This window comes from Aeromonas sp. sif2433, from assembly GCF_019218705.1.
GTDB classification, from domain to species: domain Bacteria; phylum Pseudomonadota; class Gammaproteobacteria; order Enterobacterales; family Aeromonadaceae; genus Aeromonas; species Aeromonas encheleia.
In genome coordinates, this window is record NZ_JAHUXD010000005.1 from 287,826 (window position 1) to 305,802 (window position 17,977).

The 17,977-nt window shown below is 60.9% G+C and carries 13 protein-coding genes; 5 read left to right on the forward strand and 8 right to left on the reverse strand.

The annotated features are described in order from the left end of the window. Positions 1-32: 32 nt before the first annotated feature. Together KW825_RS10250 and KW825_RS10255 are read right to left on the reverse strand one after the other, a co-directional pair. Positions 33-881, reverse strand: a complete 849-nt coding sequence (locus KW825_RS10250) for a TauD/TfdA family dioxygenase (protein WP_218329128.1) — start codon at positions 879-881, stop codon at positions 33-35. A gap of 85 nt (positions 882-966) precedes the next feature. Continuing rightward, positions 967-1,947: a quinone oxidoreductase gene (locus tag KW825_RS10255; RefSeq protein ID WP_218329129.1), complete on the reverse strand. Its 981-nt coding sequence runs from the start codon at positions 1,945-1,947 to the stop codon at positions 967-969. 356 nt (positions 1,948-2,303) lie between these two features. Between KW825_RS10255 and prpB the strand changes: the two genes are divergently transcribed. The 5 genes from prpB (at position 2,304) to prpF (ending at position 8,473) form a co-directional block, all read left to right on the forward strand. Next, positions 2,304-3,188, forward strand: a complete 885-nt coding sequence (gene prpB, locus KW825_RS10260; protein ID WP_218329130.1) for a methylisocitrate lyase — start codon at positions 2,304-2,306, stop codon at positions 3,186-3,188. Positions 3,189-3,265: 77 nt separating this feature from the next. After that, entirely contained in the window at positions 3,266-4,429 is a 1,164-nt protein-coding gene (gene prpC, locus KW825_RS10265; RefSeq protein ID WP_218329131.1) for a 2-methylcitrate synthase, read from the forward strand. Further along, positions 4,429-4,578, forward strand: coding sequence for a hypothetical protein (locus KW825_RS10270; RefSeq protein ID WP_218329132.1), 150 nt, complete (start codon positions 4,429-4,431; stop codon positions 4,576-4,578). Before prpC ends, KW825_RS10270 begins: the two co-directional genes overlap by 1 nt. After that, positions 4,578-7,196: a Fe/S-dependent 2-methylisocitrate dehydratase AcnD gene (gene acnD / locus KW825_RS10275; protein WP_218329133.1), complete on the forward strand. Its 2,619-nt coding sequence runs from the start codon at positions 4,578-4,580 to the stop codon at positions 7,194-7,196. The genes KW825_RS10270 and acnD overlap by 1 nt, the downstream gene beginning before the upstream one ends. 74 nt (positions 7,197-7,270) lie before the next feature. Then, a complete protein-coding gene (gene prpF, locus KW825_RS10280; protein ID WP_218329134.1) occupies positions 7,271-8,473 on the forward strand; it encodes a 2-methylaconitate cis-trans isomerase PrpF in 1,203 nt (400 codons plus the stop codon). Between the two features lie 138 nt (positions 8,474-8,611). Here prpF and KW825_RS10285 read toward each other — a convergent pair whose 3' ends face one another. From KW825_RS10285 to KW825_RS10310, 6 genes are all read right to left on the reverse strand, one after another. Further along, positions 8,612-8,842 (reverse strand): DUF6719 family protein, encoded by a 231-nt coding sequence (locus tag KW825_RS10285; RefSeq protein ID WP_218329135.1) that lies wholly within the window; start codon positions 8,840-8,842, stop codon positions 8,612-8,614. A gap of 397 nt (positions 8,843-9,239) precedes the next feature. Continuing rightward, positions 9,240-12,548 (reverse strand): Ig-like domain-containing protein, encoded by a 3,309-nt coding sequence (locus tag KW825_RS10290; RefSeq protein ID WP_218329136.1) that lies wholly within the window; start codon positions 12,546-12,548, stop codon positions 9,240-9,242. A gap of 443 nt (positions 12,549-12,991) precedes the next feature. Then, positions 12,992-13,513, reverse strand: a complete 522-nt coding sequence (locus KW825_RS10295; protein ID WP_218329137.1) for a fimbrial protein — start codon at positions 13,511-13,513, stop codon at positions 12,992-12,994. 10 nt (positions 13,514-13,523) lie between these two features. After that, on the reverse strand, positions 13,524-14,639 hold the full coding sequence (locus KW825_RS10300; RefSeq protein ID WP_218329138.1) for a fimbrial protein: 1,116 nt from the start codon (positions 14,637-14,639) through the stop codon (positions 13,524-13,526). Positions 14,640-14,716: 77 nt separating this feature from the next. After that, complete coding sequence (locus KW825_RS10305) at positions 14,717-17,269, reverse strand: fimbrial biogenesis usher protein (RefSeq protein WP_218329139.1); 2,553 nt, start codon at positions 17,267-17,269, stop codon at positions 14,717-14,719. Between the two features lie 15 nt (positions 17,270-17,284). After that, positions 17,285-17,974, reverse strand: coding sequence for a fimbria/pilus periplasmic chaperone (locus KW825_RS10310; RefSeq protein WP_218329140.1), 690 nt, complete (start codon positions 17,972-17,974; stop codon positions 17,285-17,287). Positions 17,975-17,977: the final 3 nt, after the last annotated feature.

A 17,977-nucleotide genomic window follows, 5' to 3' on the forward strand; every position in this document is an offset into this window, starting at 1 on the left:
CTGTGTGCCGGGCAACCCTGCCCGGCGTGATATCAGAAGGGTTGGTCGCCCATGATCCCGGCCCGCTCCATCTTGCGGTGGCAGGGCGGATAGTCCATGGCGGCATAATGCTGGGTGCTGCGGTTGTCCCAGATGGCGATGCTGTTGGGCTGCCAGCGCCAGCGCACCTGATACTCGGGGACATAGGCCTGGCTTATCAGATAGCGCAGCAGATCGCTGCCGCCCATGCTGTAGTCCTGCCCGTAGCGCACGTGCTCCGGGGTGTGGTAGTTGGTGAAGTGGGTGGCGAAGGCGTTGACGAACAGGATCTTCTCGTCGGTGTCCGGATGGGTGCGCACCACGGGGTGCTCGGCATCCGGGAACTGGGCCTTGAGCGCCAGCCGCTTCTCGATGGGCATGGCCGCCCCGAAGCTCGCCTCTATGCTGTGGCGGGCGCGCAGGCCAGCGATCTTCTGCTTGATCTCCTCCGGCAGCTTCTCATAGGCCACCACCATGTTGGCCCAGAGGGTGTCGCCCCCCACCGGCGGGCACTCCACGCAGCGCAGCACGCAGCCGAAGGGCGGCTTGTCGCGCCAGGTGGCGTCGGTGTGCCAGGCGTTCTCGTAGCGATCGTTCGGCACCTCCGGCGACTTGTAGATGCGCACCAGCCCGGGATGCTCGGGATCGCTGCCCGCCACCGGGTGATCCTCCAGCTCGCCGAAGCGGCGGGCGAAGGCCACGTGATCGCTGCGGCTGATATCCTGCTGCCGCAAGAACAGTACCCTGTGCTTGAGCAGCAGGGAGCGGATCTCGGCGAACAGCCCTTCATCATGAACGGCATCCGCCAGGTTGACGCCACTCAGTTCCGCTCCGATATGGCAGGTCAGTTGTTCTACACGCATGTCATGCACTCCCTCGATGACAAGTCTGTTGCGCCATGCGCCTCGCAGGCCGGCCCCTCCCATGAGAGGCCGCCTCGCGCGCTTGCTAGATAACGAAAACCGATGAGCCCGTGGTCTTGCGCGACTCGAGATCGCGGTGGGCCTGCACCGCATCCTGCAGTGCGTACTTCTGGTTGATCTCGATCTTGAGCCGGCCGCTGCCCACGTGGTCGAACAGCTCGTTCGCCAGGGCCGTCTTCTCGGCCGGGTCGGCGATGTAGTCGGCCAGGGCCGGACGGGTCAGATAGAGGGAGCCCTTCATCGCCAGCAGCTGCGGGTTGAACCCCTCGATCGGGCCTGAGGCGGTGCCGACGCAGACCATGAGGCCGCGGCGTTTGAGGGAATCGAGCGAGCCCAGGAAGGTGCTCTTGCCGACGCTGTCGAACACCACGTCGACGCCGGTGCCCTCGGTCAGCTCGCGCACCCGCTTGGCCACGTCTTCATGGCTGTAGTCGATGGTGAAGTCACAGCCGTGGGCCCTGGCCACCTCGGCCTTGGCCTCGCTGGAGACGGTGCCAATCACGGTCAGGCCGAGCAGCTTGGCCCACTGGGCGACGATCAGCCCCACCCCGCCCGCGGCGGCGTGCAGCAAGATGCTGTCACCGGGTTTGAAGTCGTGGATGCGGCGCATCAGGTAGGCGGACGTCAGGCCCCGCATGGTCATGGCGGCCGCCGTCTCGAACGCTATGTTGTCCGGCAGCTTGATGAGCGGGGCGGCGGGGATCAGGCGCTCGGTCGAGTAAGCGCCGAGGGTGTTGAGGAAACCGGTGTAGGTGACGCGATCGCCCACCGCCACATGGGTGACGCCCTCGCCGATGGCCTCCACCACGCCGGCCCCCTCGACGCCCATGCCGTTGGGCATGGGGATGGGGTAGGTGCCGTTGCGAAAATAGGTGTCGGCATAGTTCAGGCCGACCGCGGCATGGCGCAGGCGGACCTGGCCCGGACCGGGTTCACCGACCGCCACCTCTTCGTAGCGCAGCACTTCCGGGCCCCCGGTTTCATAAAAGCGTATGGCGTTGGCCATCTCAGTTCTCCAATCCGTTCGTGAGTGAAACTCTTCGTCCGGATTGAATCTAGGGGGTTACGTAAACGGCCGCTTTTCATCGGGCGACAGCCACTTTTCATCTCATGACAACCCCGCTCGAATTCGTTGCCCCCCCTCGGGGAAGGCGCCAGAATCGGCCCTGACCCACCATGACGGCGCCGCGACGGCGACCGCCCATGTTGTTGGCAATGAGAGATACTTGATTGAATTAAATGGAATTATCCAAGAGGCAGCCGCCTGGGCTCGCCGATTGGCGGGCCTTTGACTTAAGCATAATTGACGTTAACGTCAACGTAGTGTGAGATGGGTATATCCGCAGCATGAAAGGAGTCACTATGTCTAACTTATCCCATTCGGCCGGGGCGCGTTTTCGCACCGCGCTGGCCAACGAGAAACCCCTGCAAATCGTCGGCACCATCAACGCCTACATGGCGCTGATGGCCGAGCGTAGCGGCTTCAAGGCGCTCTATCTGTCCGGTGCCGGGGTGGCCAACGCCTCCTTCGGCCTGCCGGATCTGGGCATGACCTCCATGAACGACGTGCTGATCGATGCCGAGCGGATCACCGCCGCCACCCAGGTGCCGTTGCTGGTGGATATCGACACCGGCTGGGGCGGCGCCTTCAACATAGCCCGCACCATCCGCGCCTTCGAGCGGGGCGGTGTCGCCGCCGTCCACATGGAAGATCAGGTCGCCCAGAAGCGCTGCGGCCACAGACCCAACAAGGCGGTGGTGAGCTTGGCCGAGATGGTGGATCGCATCAAGGCGGCGGTGGATGCCCGCACCGACGAGAACTTCGTCATCATGGCCCGCACCGACGCCCTGGCAGTGGAAGGCATTGAATCCGCGCTGGAGCGCGCCGCCGCCTACGTGGCCGCCGGGGCCGACATGATCTTCGCCGAGGCGGTGACCAAACTCGACCAGTACGACCGCTTCAAGCAGGCGGCCGGGGTCCCCATCCTCGCCAACATGACCGAATTCGGCCAGACCGAGCTGTTTGACAAGGGCCACCTCGCCGATCACGGCGTCGACATGGTGCTCTACCCCCTGAGCGCCGCCCGCGCCGCCAACCAGGCCGCCCTCAACGTCTATCAGCAACTGCGCCAGGATGGCCACCAGCGCGCCGTGGTCGACAGCATGCAGACCCGGGAAGCGCTCTACGACTTCCTCGGCTACCACCACTACGAGCAGACACTGGATCGCCTGTTCACCAAGGAATGACAGACCCGCCGGCCGCCCCCTGTCTGTGACAGGTAGCTGGCGGCCGGCAGGCTCAAATGTATAAGGAGAGACAAGCAATGAGCGCAATCACCGAGACCACCACCCCCGTCTTCAAGGCCAAGAAATCCGTGGCCCTCTCCGGCACCGCCGCCGGCAACACCGCCCTCTGCACCGTGGGCCTCAGCGGCAACGACCTGCACTACCGTGGCTATGATATTCTCGATGTCGCCACCAGCTGTGAATTCGAGGAGATCGCCCACCTGCTGGTGCATGGCCATCTGCCCAATGTCGCCGAGCTGGCCGCCTACAAGGCCAAACTCAAGGCCCTGCGCGGCCTGCCCTCCGGCGTCAAGACCGCACTGGAGCAACTGCCCCCCTCCGCCCATCCGATGGACGTGATGCGCAGCGCCGTCTCGGTGCTGGGCTGCGTGTCGCCGGAGAAGGACGACCACAACCACCCGGGCGCCCGCGACATCGCCGACAAGCTGATGGCCTGCCTCGGCTCCGTGCTGCTCTACTGGTACCACTTCAGCCACAACGGCAAGCGCATCGAGGTAGAGACCGACGATGACTCCATCGGCGGCCACTTCCTGCACCTGCTGCACGGTGAGAAGCCGCGTGATTCCTGGGTGCGCGCCATGCACACCTCGCTGATCCTCTACGCCGAGCACGAGTTCAACGCCTCCACCTTCACCGGTCGGGTGATTGCCGGCACCGGCTCCGACATGTTCTCCTGCATCACAGGTGCCATCGGCGCCCTGCGCGGGCCCAAGCACGGCGGCGCCAACGAGGTGGCCTTCGAGATCCAGAAGCGTTACGACAATCCCGACGAGGCGGAGGCCGACATCCGTGCCCGCATCGAGAAGAAGGAAGTGGTCATCGGCTTCGGCCACCCTGTCTACACCGTCTCGGATCCGCGCAACAAGGTGATCAAGGAGGTGGCCCGCGAGCTCAGCAAGGAGCAGCACAACTCCAAGATGTTCGACATCGCCGAGCGGCTGGAGTCGACCATGTGGGACGCCAAGAAGATGTTCCCGAACCTCGACTGGTTCAGCGCCGTCAGCTACCACATGATGGGCGTGCCCACCGCCATGTTCACCCCGCTGTTCGTGATCGCCCGCACCTCAGGCTGGTCGGCGCACGTCATCGAGCAGCGCATCGACGGCAAGATCATCCGACCGAGTGCCAACTACGTGGGCCCGGAGGATCTGGTGTTCGTCCCGCTCAAGGATCGCAAGTGATGAACAGCCACTATCGCAAGCCCCTGCCCGGCACGGCGCTGGACTACTTCGACGCCCGTGCGGCGGTCGAAGCCATCCAGCCCGGCGCCTGGGACAAACTCTCTTACACCGCTCGCGTCCATGCCGAGAAGAATCAGGAGCGCAAGTGATGACCAACGCACAATACCGCAAGCCCCTGCCCGGCACGGTGCTGGACTACTTCGACGCCCGTGCGGCGGTCGAAGCCATCCAGCCCGGCGCCTGGGACAAACTCTCTTACACCGCTCGCGTTCATGCCGAGAACCTGGTGCGCAAGTGCGACCCGGCCATCCTCGGCGAGTGCCTCGGCCAGATCGCCTTGAACAAACGCGATCGCGACTTCCCCTGGTTCCCGGCCCGGGTGGTGTGCCACGACATCCTGGGCCAGACCGCGCTGGTGGACTTGGCCGGTCTGCGCGATGCCATCGCCGATCAGGGCGGCGACCCCGCCCAGGTCAACCCCGTGGTGCCGGTGCAGCTGATCGTCGATCACTCGCTCGCCGTTGAGTGTGGCGGCTTCGATCCCGATGCGTTCGCCAAGAACCGCGTCATCGAGGATCGCCGCAACGAGGATCGCTTCCACTTCATCAACTGGACCAAGCAGGCGTTTCGCAACATCGAGGTGATCCAGCCGGGCAACGGCATCATGCACCAGATCAACCTGGAGAAGATGTCGCCGGTCATTCACAACGACAGGGGCATCGCCTACCCGGACACCTGTGTCGGCACCGACAGCCACACCCCGCACGTGGATGCCCTCGGGGTGATCGCGGTGGGCGTGGGCGGCCTGGAAGCCGAGAACGTGATGCTGGGGCGTGCCTCCTGGATGCGCCTGCCGGAGATCGTCGGCGTCGAGCTCAGTGGCAAGCCGCAACCCGGCATCACCGCCACCGACGTGGTGCTCTCCCTGACCGAGTTCCTGCGCAAGGAGAAAGTGGTCGGCGCCTATCTGGAGTTCCGTGGTGAGGGCGCAGGCGCCCTGACCCTGGGGGATCGCGCCACCATCTCCAACATGGCACCGGAATACGGCGCCACCGCGGCCATGTTCTTCATCGACAGCCAAACCATCGACTACCTGCGGCTCACCGGCCGTGACAGCGAGCAGGTCAAGCTGGTGGAGACCTATGCCAAGGAGGCGGGCCTCTGGGCCGACTGCCTGGCGAGCGCCCAGTACGAGCGCGTGCTGCACTTCGATCTGTCCAGCGTGGTGCGCACCCTGGCGGGCCCCTCCAACCCGCACCGCCGCCTGCCGGTTTCCGACCTGGCCGCCCGCGGCATAGCCGTGGATCTGGACAAGGCCCGCGCCCAGGAGGCCGACGGCCTGCTGCCGGACGGCGCCGTGATCATCGCCGCCATCACCAGTTGCACCAACACCAGCAACCCGCGCAACGTGATTGCCGCCGGCCTGCTGGCGCGCAATGCCAACCAGCTCGGCCTGACTCGCAAACCCTGGGTCAAGTCGTCCCTGGCGCCGGGCTCCAAGACGGTGGCACTCTATCTGAAGGAAGCGGGCCTTGACCACGAGCTGGAGCAGCTCGGGTTCGGCATAGTGGCCTTCGCCTGCACCACCTGCAACGGCATGTCCGGCGCACTGGATCCGGCCATCCAGCAGGAGATCATCGATCGCGATCTCTATGCCACCGCCGTGCTGTCGGGCAACCGCAACTTCGATGGTCGCATCCACCCCTACGCCAAGCAGGCCTTCCTCGCCTCGCCGCCGCTGGTGGTGGCCTATGCCATCGCGGGCACCATCCGCTTCGACATCGAGAAGGATGTGCTGGGGGTGGTGGACGGGCGCGAGATCCGCCTGAAAGACATCTGGCCGTCGGATGAAGAGATCGATGCGGTGGTCAGGGCGTCGGTGAAGCCGGAGCAGTTCCGCCAGGTCTATATCCCCATGTTCACCATAGAGGAAGACCATGGCCCCAAGGTCGCCCCGCTCTATGAGTGGCGCGAGATGAGCACCTATATCCGTCGCCCGCCCTATTGGGAAGGGGCGCTGGCGGGTGAACGTACCATGAAGGGCATGAGGCCGCTGGCGGTGTTGCCGGACAACATCACCACCGATCACCTCTCCCCGTCCAACGCCATCATGATGAACAGCGCGGCCGGTGAATACCTGCACAAGATGGGCCTGCCGGAGGAGGACTTTAACTCCTACGCCACCCACCGCGGCGATCACCTGACCGCCCAGCGCGCCACCTTCGCCAACCCTCAGCTGGTGAACGAGATGGCGGTGGTCGATGGCCAGGTGAAGAAAGGCTCCTTGGCCCGCATCGAGCCGGAAGGCAAGGTGACGCGGATGTGGGAAGCCATCGAAACCTACATGGCCCGCAAGCAGCCGCTGATCATAGTGGCGGGCGCCGACTACGGCCAGGGCTCGTCCCGTGACTGGGCGGCCAAAGGCGTACGGCTGGCGGGGGTGGAGGTGATAGCGGCGGAAGGCTTCGAGCGCATTCACCGCACCAACCTGATCGGCATGGGGGTGCTGCCGCTGGAGTTCAAGCCGGGCACCACCCGCCTGACTCTGGGGCTGGACGGCACCGAGACCTATGACGTCAAGGGTGCACGCACCCCGCGCACCGATCTCGTGCTGGTCATTCACAGGCGCAACGGCGAGACGCTCGAGGTGCCCATGACCTGCCGCCTCGACACCGCCGAGGAGGTCTCGGTCTACGAGGCCGGCGGCGTGCTGCAGCGCTTCGCCCAGGACTTCCTGGAAGCGACCACCCACAAGGCAGCCAGTTGATATATGGCATTCCCCCTCCCCTTGCGGGGCGGGGGAATCGACCCTTCTAACCCGATTCATTCAGGACGATCCTTATGGCCCATCCATCTGTGGCTCACCCAGGCCAAGTGAAAATCCCGGCCACCTATATTCGCGGCGGCACCAGCAAGGGGGTGTTCTTCCGCTTAGGTGATCTGCCCGAGCACTGCCAGGTGCCGGGCCCGGCCCGCGATGCGCTGTTCATGCGCGTGATCGGCAGCCCTGACCCCTACTCTGCCCACATGGACGGCATGGGCGGCGCCACCTCCTCCACCTCCAAGTGCGTGATCCTGGCCAAGAGCCGCCAGCCGGATCACGACGTGGACTACCTCTACGGCCAGATCGCCATCGACAAGCCCTTTGTCGACTGGAGCGGCAACTGTGGCAACCTCTCCACCGCGGCCGGCACCTTCGCCATCCACGCCGGGCTGGTGGATCCGGCCCGCATTCCCCACGACGGCACCTGCGTGGTGCGGATCTGGCAGGCCAACATCCACAAGACCATCATCGCCCACGTGCCGATCAGCAACGGTCAGGTGCAGGAAATCGGTGACTTCGAGCTGGACGGGGTCACCTTCCCCGCCGCCGAAGTGGTGCTGGAGTTTCTCGACCCGTCCGACGATGGTGAAGATGGCGGCGCCCTCTTCCCCACCGGTAATCTGATCGATGACCTGGAAGTTCCGGGCATCGGCACCCTCAAGGCGACCATGATCAGCGCCGGTATTCCCACCGTGTTCGTCAATGCGGAGGATATCGGCTATAGCGGCACCGAGCTGCGCGAGGCGATCAACGGCGACCCCGAGGCGCTGGCCCGCTTCGAGGCCATTCGCATCGCCGGCGCCTTGCGCATGGGCCTGATCAAGAGCCCCGCCGAGGCGGCCACCCGCCAGCACACCCCCAAGGTCGCCTTCGTCGCGCCGGCCAGGGATTACCGCACCGCCAGTGGCAAACAGGTGCAGTCTGGCGAGATCGACCTGCTGGTGCGCGCGCTCTCCATGGGCAAACTGCACCACGCCATGATGGGCACCTGCGCCGTGGCCATCGGCACAGCGGCGGCCATTCCCGGCACCCTGGTGAACCTGGCCGCCGGTGGCGGCGAGCGCGAAGCCGTGCGCTTCGGCCACCCCTCCGGCACCCTGAAGGTCGGCGCCCAGGCGCTGCGGGTGAATGGGGAGTGGACGGTGACCAAGGCCATCATGTCGCGCTCCGCCCGCATCCTGATGGAAGGCTGGGTGCGCGTGCCGGGGGATGCCTTCTAGCCCCCAGCAAGTTGCCTGCCACCGAAATGAAAAGGCCCAAGCAACTGCTTGGGCCTTTTCCATGGTAATGACCGTACCCGGGTTATGCCGATGCCTGATGGCAAGGGCCACTCGACTCATCCGTTGCAAGCCCGATGGCTACTGTGGACGCGGCACGCACTCCACGTGGCGAGGGATATTCTTGCTCGCATCGCCGCCGATCAGCCGCTTCACCTGGCCATCCGGACATTGGCCGTCGTCGACATAGACGACCCTCCCATAGGGGAGGTTGCCTGGAGGGGGATCCTGGCTCAGATACTCGATGTGGGTCTGGGCGAAGTTGGCACAACCCGACACCAGCCCCACCAGCAACAGCCCCCCTGACAACACAACTCTCTTCCATATGACAACCATCGGCCATTCCCTCTGTGTGATCCTGCTACTGCGCCAATCTGCGCACATGCCCTCCGTCCTTTCAACCCAGCCAGTGTAGTCACCGATCACCGCCGACCGATAGCCTCCCCCGGCGGCGCACCGACGGATCCAGACACAACAAAAAAGCCCAAGTGACAGGGTCACTTGGGCTTTTTACTCCATTACGCCATAAAGGCAGACAAGCAGGATGCTACCTGTCACATCCTGTCAGGATCTTCGGCTGACACCGTCATGGCACCGGGGCGGACAGCCCATATACCCCGGCTGTCCGCACGCCGGCTGCCGCCAGACTCGCTATCCCTCCTCGCCATGCGCCCTGCGCTTGAGGGTGAGCGTTGGTCACCAGCACAAATCACTCTGCTGCCTGCCGGCACGACGCATAATAGTAGTGAGCGTCGGGAATCGAACTATAGCCGCCATACAGAGTGTTGAACCCATAGTGACTGCTGCCACCGCTATAATCGCCCGTCCAGTGATAGGAGCTACTCGGCCAACCGGCAGCTATCGACAAGTTACCGAACTCCGCAAAGAGTCCCTCGTACTCAGCCACGGTTGGCAGGCGAAAACCTTGCCCCAGCAGGTTAGTGCAATAGTTGTTTCCGTTAGGCCATGTCATACTGACGAAGTTTTTTCCATCTATCGTAGTTACTCTGTCATATGGGATCTCCGCGGCATCCGCCTCGCTTTGCAGCAGCGGACAAGTCCATTTGGCGCCAAGACTATCGACCAATATGCCTATATCACAGCCAAGATCATAATTTGGCATGGGGAGTACTGTCAGTTGCACCGTGAAGCTGAGCGAGGAACCATCCTGCATAGTCGCGGTAATAACCGTGTTCCCTTCTGCTATCCCCGTGGCCAGGCCACTGCTATTGACGGTGGTAACAGCGGTATCGCTACTGCTCCAACCGACACTAGAACTCACATCCTGAGTCCCGCCATCAGATAGAGTCGCGGTGGCGGTATACTGCTGAGTCGCTCCTTCTATCACCGAACTAGCAGCCGGAGTCACGGTCAACGCGACCGCAGTAATCGGTGGAACCCGAACACAGGTAACATATAGGCCCATCGACAAGTCTTGCATCAAGCCTCCGTCCATACCGTCAGACAGACGAAGTTTCCAGTGAGAACCCGCATAAGTCCCCATCGTCGATGACCACGAGAACTCGGCGGCTGGCCAGGCTGCATAGGCGGTCATGTTCCCAAACTCGTTATAGAGCGCCTGCAGCTCAGCTTGACTTGGCAAATAGTAACCATTGCCAAGTGCGCGGCAGTACTCATCGGCCTGTGGCCACTGCATCGTCACATACCAATTACCGACCTCATTCCTGGTACTGATATAGTCGGACTCAGGGTCGTATTCTGAATCTGGCGTGCCATTGTCTGCCCGGGTTCCTTGTGTCATGCCATTCGCTATCGCCTCACATTCGAGTAATGGCCGAGTCCAAATCTTGCCGTCTGCCGTGGTGACCACATCCAGTGTTGCCCCCGTATCACAGGCAATCACCTCCAGCTGTGCCGTATCACTCAGCCCGGAGCCATCTTGTGTCATCGCCGTGATGGTACTGGTGCCCGGCGCTACCCCGGTCGCCAGACCAGTGCTACTGCCGATGGAAGCGATGGCAAGGTCACCACTGCTCCAGCTGACCGAGCTGGTCATATCTTGGCTACTGCCATCGGACAGCGTCGCCGTGGCATCGAACTGTTGGTTCTGCCCCACTCCGACCGAAGCGGTCTCCGGGGTCACGTTCAGACCAGTCATGACGGCGCTGGTCACGGTCAAGGCCGCGCTGCCGGACTGACCGCTGGCGCTATCGGTGGCCGTGATATTGGCGCCACCCACGCTCACCCCGGTCGCCAGACCGCCGATGATGGTGGCTACCCCGGTGGCATCGCTGCCCCAGCTGGCCGTACTGGTGATGTCCTGAGTACTGTTGTCGGACAGCTGGGCGGTGGCGGTCAGCTGTATGCTGAGCCCGACCGGTACCGTGGCCGGATCCGGCGTGACCTCCACCCCGGTCACGGCAGCGTCGCCCACCGCCAACGAGGCGCTGTCGCTCAAAAACTGGCCATTGATGCTGCCCGCCGCGCTGATATAGGTCGAACCCTGCGCCACCCCGGTCGCCACCCCGCTGCTGCCATCGACGGTGGCGACGCCGATGTCGTCGCTGCTCCAGCTGATATGACTGTTCCCGGTCACCTCCTGACTGGTGCCATCCGACATCCAGGCACGTACCGTGAACGGCTTGCTCAGGCCTGCCGCTACCACCTCGATGCCCGGGCTCACCTCCAGGCTGGTCACCTCGGCGCCGGTCACCGTCAGGGGCGCCTGGTTGCTGACCTGCACGCCATTGACGACGGCGGTGGCATTGATGTCGGTGCTGCCCACCCCCACCCCGCTGGCCAGCCCTTTATCCACGGTGGCAACGAGCGGGTCGCTCACCCAACTGGCACTCTCGGTCATCGGCAAACTGGTGCCGTCCGACATCAGCGCGGTGGCGTCGTATTGCTGGGCCAGGCCGATGGGGACCGAGCCCCTGGCAGGAGTCACCTGCAAGGCGGTCACGGTCGCGTCTGTCACTGTCAGTTGCGCGCTGCCGCTGAAGGGCTGGCCGTTGACGCTGGTGCTGGCGTTGAGGGTGGCGGTGCCGGCATGGGCCCCCGTGGCCAGGCCGGCGGCACTGATGGTGGCCATACCTGGCTCGCTGCTGTGCCAGCTGGCATCCAGCACCGGCTGGCTGCTGCCATCGGACAGCATGGCGGTCGCGCTGTACTGTTGCGGCAAGCCGACCGGCGCCCTGAGCCGGGGCGGGGTCAGCTGCAGGCCGGTCACTGTGGCGCTGCTCACCTTCAGCTGCGCCGTGCCGGAGAGATCCTGACCATTGAAATGACCCGAGGCCATGATGGCCACGCTGCCAACACTTAGCCCCCTGGCCTGCCCCCATCTGTCCTGCTCATTGCCGACGGTCGCGATGGCGGTGTCGGCGCTGCTCCAGCTGACGAACTCAGTGACCAGCTGACTGGTCCCATCGGACAGCACCGCGGTCGCGGCAAAGGGCTGCGCCAGCCCGATTGCCGTCGTGGTCATGGCGGGGGTCACCTGCAAGGCGGTGACGGTGGCATCGCTCACGGTGAGCTCTGCCGCGCCGCTGACCGTTTTGCCCTGGAAGAGGCCGCTCGCGCTCAAGCTGGCCATGCCCGCCCCTACCCCGGTCGCCAACCCTTGCGCGACGGTGGCGGTGCCCGCATCATCGCTGCTCCAGTTCAGGTCACGGGTCACGTCCAGGGTGGTGCCATCGGATAGCTGCAAGATGGCGGTGAACTGCTTGTTCAAGCCGGCGGCCACCCTGGCCGCAGCGGGCGTAATCTGCAGCCCGGTGGCCAGGGCATTGCTGATCTCCAACTGCGCCTTCGCCTCGATGGGGGCACCATTGGCCCCTACCCCCGACGCCGTGATGGTGACGCGGCCCGGTGCGACCCCGGTCGCCAGGCCCGCGCTCGTGATGGTCGCGATGGCGCTGTCACTGCTGCGCCACTGGACGTCGCCGAGGGCCGTCACATCCTGCACCTTGCCGTCGCTCAGCACCGCCTGCGCCACATACTGCTGCGTCAGCGTCACCGGGATACGCCCCTGGGGCGGGGTGATCTGCAAGGAGACCATGGTAGTCGCACCGCTCCCGGAGTCCGTAGATGACGAATCGTCGCCATCACTGCCACCGCATGCGGCCAACAACAAGATCGCCATGGACGCGCAGATCCACATGAATATTTGTTTCATCGTATGTCCTAATAAGCTGTTCATCTTGTGCTTCTGGCTATCCTTGCCCGGTCGTCTGCGCGACAGAGCAGGTGGCAAGCCCCCATTCCGACACAACAGATGCCAGTCAGGCGCACCGGGGTGCGCCTGGTCGTCATGGCCAGTCCCGATCGCCGGGATCACGCCATCACAGGGGGCAAATGAAAACGAGAGAACCGGATTCACCGGGATATCGAGCAGGGTGAGCTGTGGGCGCCAGAGCAGGCATGGGGTCAAGCAGATGCCGCTAGAGGGCGCGGCATGACCAGAGTCATTCTCTGGCCGGATCGAGGCAGCCACCGAGCGGCTTATGGGTATTCCACATTCAGGACGGCCTGGGCGGTGAAAGTGCCAGGCTCTGGCAACTGTCCGGTGCCGATGGGTGCCGCATAGAAGAGCACTGTTCCATATCCGTCCTGCAAGGGCACCGACAAGGTGCCGGTATTGGGCACGATCCAGTAGGCACTGTCGGCCACATCACTCTGGGTCGAGAGCGCCACCCCCAGGCCAGGCTTGCCGGTCTCGATGAGCAAAGGGTTATCCGCCGAGGCCACCGCGTTCACCCGCAGCGTCACCGGCGTGCCCATGTCCACACAGGCGATGGGCATAGAGACCGTCTGGATCAATCCGGGCTGGGAGGGGGGGGCGCCCAGCCGGATGCTGTTGGACGGGAAGGTCCCGAAGTCAACGATTTCTGCCGCATTGTTGTTGATGACGCAGCCGGGTTGAACCAGGGTGGCACGCACCTCCACCGTGACGTCTGCCGCCCCTGCGAAGAAGGCGGCACCGCAAAGGACGAGACCGATAGTCGTGGTTATTCTGCTTTTCATCATCCCCGCCTCACTGATAGGACATAGTGACACCCACGAGGGCAGTCGCTGTACCGGCCGTCATCTCCCCGGTCCGGACAAACCGAAAACCGAGGGGGAAGTTGAATGCGCCACCATTGGCGCCACTCAAGCCCAATAAAACTTGATTGATACCATGATTGCTGGCGTCATCGGGCCCCAACCAATAAGACTTGCCTGCCCCTGGGTTCACGACTTGAACGCCCAGCCCACGGGCCGTACTGGCAGCAGTCAAACCGACTATATCGGTTCTATTGCTCGGGTCGGTCTGATCCGAGAGGGTGACGTTAATCTCGACATTGGGATCACACTGCAAGTTGATCATGCTGGAAATGGTACTGGTGGTGCTGCCCACCGCCGAAAAATCGCTGGTACTCAACTCGCCGAAGTCGATATAGGTATTCGCAGGAGAAGTCACATCACAACCCCGAGCGGTGACATTGACCGTGAAGGCCCTCTGCCCGACGCGATCTTGATATGTCTTCCCTTCACTATCTCGGCAATCAACGCCCAAAAACGCCTCCATTTGCGGAATCATATGACTGCCTGCGGGCAGCTCGCCAGGCATGGCATAGAGCACATAGCGAAATCTTGCATCAATGGCATCTGTGCCTGGTTCGCGCGTGGAGTTGGGAGTCGGATACCAGGTCGTCGGCGCCCAGGCCAGGGGCACGGCATCACTATCTGGCGCTGAGGTATCCCTGGTCGGGACTATGACCCCAAAATAGGGATTACCAGTTGACATGAGCGTATGCACTTTTCCATTAAATACGACGGTATGAGCCGTGGCTGCGGTATAGCTGAAAAAACTACCCTCTCTATCTTTGACTGTGGGAGCACTTGGGTGGCAGACATTGGAGGCTGTCAATCCCGCATTCGCCACCAAATAGGGTTCATTGTTTCCTTCCGGTACAGAGATATTTATCTGGCTGCTGGGCGGCCCTAAATAAGTCTTGGCCACAATATCTGACGAATGAAACACGCTCAAAACAAGAGAGCACCATAAACTGCCAGTGATTGCCACCCGAATTACTCTAGTGAAAGCATACTTACCATCAATATCAATTAGAATATTTCGGTCGGCTGAAAAATAAAGCACAGCATTCATCACCCACACCTTTGCATTTAAAAGACAGGAACAGATAACCAGCAACTAAATGAATTGCTGATAATAATATATTTATCCTAACGGCACTCGATGGCTAAGCGGGTGATGGGCTCCTGCGTCGCTGGCTCTGGCAGTTGGTAATTGGCCGCACAACGCTGATCCTGGCCGTCACCCCACTGGATAGCCAACGCGCCTTCATTGGCCAGTCCGGACAGGTAGACGAGGCCATCCTCGCTCACAATGCCCGATACGCCCTCATTTTCACTGACCACACTGGCCCCAAAGGGAACAAATTTGCCATTGAATGTCAGCGTGAACAGCCCTCTCCCCCCCGTCTTGGTTTCGAGTTCGGCGCGCACTAGCGCACCATTGGTCGGCACCACGAGCGCTACAGCCTCATCCACATCCACATCTGCTTGCAATGAATTCACATCCAGCGCGACACGGTTCAAACGGTAGCTGGTCGCATAAGGGATGACGGCATAGCCATCAGAGTCGGTGAGCGTGCCTATGGTGTTTTCAATCTCGGCACCCTCGGCTCCTGGGGCTGCCACCAGAATATTGGTGTTACCCAAGGGTTGGCTGAACGTCACGCCGTCCGCGTGCACCACCAAACCTCCCGCCCCTCCATAGGTAATCTGTTGATTATCTTCACTATAGTTATAGCCGAGCTCAATATTGCCCTTGGAGCCTTGGTACTGAATATTCGCAGTGCCATTGGCACCCACACCCTGGTTGGTGTACCCCTGCTGCACACTGTAATTCAGATTCTTATTTTCCAACGCAGTCCCGCTCAGCCCCACCCTATTCGTGACCTGACCATTGGCATCGTAACTGACACCGTAGTCCGCATAGGCAGAGGAGTAATCATCAGCCGTCGCCAACCATCTCCCTATGGGGAAGGAGAGGTTCAGCGAGATGACCTTGTCCTCCTCCACCTCAAAGGCACTCTGGTTATGGCTGTATGCGATCGAATATGTGACGTCACTCCAGACACCGGAGTAGCCAAGTTGCAGATATTTATCCGCTTCATCGGTTTCCCAATAGTTCTGCACTCGCGCGCTCAGATAGAGCGATTCAGCATCACCAATTTGCTGGGATATGCTGCCTTCCACTCTGCCACGCTTGGCATAATGAAGGTCATAGCGGCCTGCCGCCTCATCATCAAGGTCAGAACCATCCGAGCCGTTGTCGTCTTCTTCAAGAGAGCCAGACATGGATTTATAGGTACTATCAGCGAAGGTGTAATATCCCTGTGTCGAATAGTGGGCACCCAATAACTGCAGGTCTGTGCCAAAATTTACCAATGACTTTGCATAGAGCAGGCTAACTGATTGCCCGTCTGTCTCACTGTCATCCGGCAATACAGTTTTTGCATAAGATAACTCGGCCGAGATAGCGCCGAAGTCTCCCATGTTTTTACCAATACCCACCGCAAAGGATTGATAGTCTGAAGACAGTTGTGTGCCACCAAAGAGCGTTACCGTTTCCTGGACCCCCATGGCAAGCGAACCCTGAATGAATTCAGGCTCTTCCTGCGCATCGCTGCCAGAACGGAATTTCCCTACGGTAACATCATATTTCACCCGGCCTTCGCGGAGTAAATTCGGGATGGATGCAAAAGGCACTACATAATGGCTGGTGCTGCCATCGTTCTCCTTTACTTCAACATCAAGGTCACCGTTGGTCGAGGTAGCAAACAGATCCTCAATAAGAAATGGACCCGGTGGGACATGGGTCTGATAAATGACAAAACCATTTTGCTTGACGGTCACGCTGGCATTGCTCTTGGCAATACCGCGCACCGTTGGTGCATAGCCCTGCAAGCTGCTGGGGTACATTTGTTCATCGGAGGCCAACTGGACACCACGAAAAGCAACACTGTCAAATATATCTGAGTTGGTGCTGCTGTCACCAATCACAAGATCACTTTTCAATGGAATAATAGCCCGAGCGAGATAATTGCTCACACTCTGCAACTCGTTGGTCTCATCCCCCTTGTTCCAGGTAGAATAATTCCTGAAGCGCCATGCCCCCATATTGAGACCGGTATTAAGCGAGATGAAATAATCATCGCCGATATCCTCCTTACCGATACTGTTACTACCACTGAACATATAGTTCAACATCAGCGCGTTGATACCCTCATCCCAAAGATCTTCTGAGACCTCGCCCTGCACGCGCCGCGTCATGGCAGCCTGTGGAATACTCAGATCGAGCCGCAAACGCTCGAAGTAGAATACAAAATCGGCCCCCGGGATCAGGGTCCGAATATCGACGGGCTCGGCAGAGCCATCTGCCATGACTGGCTGAGATTCAGCCAGCGCCTGTGCATCGACCCCCAGGGCAATCAGTTCAGCGACAGAGAGCATGGGGCTCAAGCCATCACCATCCTTCTCCGATGTACTGGCAACGAAGACCACGTCCCTGGTATCAACAAACTGGCCGTTCAAAAATATATCGATCCGATAGCTCCCCGGTAACTGATCATTATTTTCAAATGCTGCAAGATCCGCCACAGAGGATGGATCGCCGGATAAAAATGCGGGGTTAAACTGGACGTCAGCCTGAACATCAGATATTACGCCCCACCCCACCAACAATACGGCCAGTGACTTCGAATACGACATGAGTTCCATCCATCGTTATTTATGGCAAATGGACGGTTTGGTTTGAGCACCGTAATCATTGATTGATTGAAACACCACATTACCAGTCAGGTTACCGACATTGACGCTCTTCATTTCTTGTGGTGGCACCATCATGTTCGCTACTTTGCTCTCGCCTATCTTCAAATTAACCATGGTGACAAAATAGGGCGACAGATTGCGAACCTTTAGCATGCCACCTTCAATGTTGCACCGCAGGGCCGTGGGTGCTTCTGCCGCAGACATTGATAATCCCTGAGGGCGCATGAATAATTTGATGACACTCTGAGTAGCAATCTGCAGGGTGTTGCTGCTTTGAGCCTCTTCAGGCACAGATGGAATGGCTTTGGTGTTGAGGTAATACACTCTTTCACGATCATGTGGCAGAGCATCAGTCCCCACATAAATAATTCTGAGGGTATTCTCTTTCTTTGGCATCAATTTGAAAAGAGGTGGCGTTATCACAAAATCATTGATTTTCTTCCCCTCACTATCCGCGACCCAGGATTGGATCAAAAAGATGGCCTTCTCATCGGTGTTGGTCACCGCCAGTGACACCTGTTTATTACCCTGAGGATAAATCACGCGCGTGGCACCCAGCACTACCCCGCCCGCATGCACGGTTGTAGTAATAAAGAAAAGGGCAGCCCCTACAAATAGTGAATAGATGCTTTTGTGCGCTATCATAAA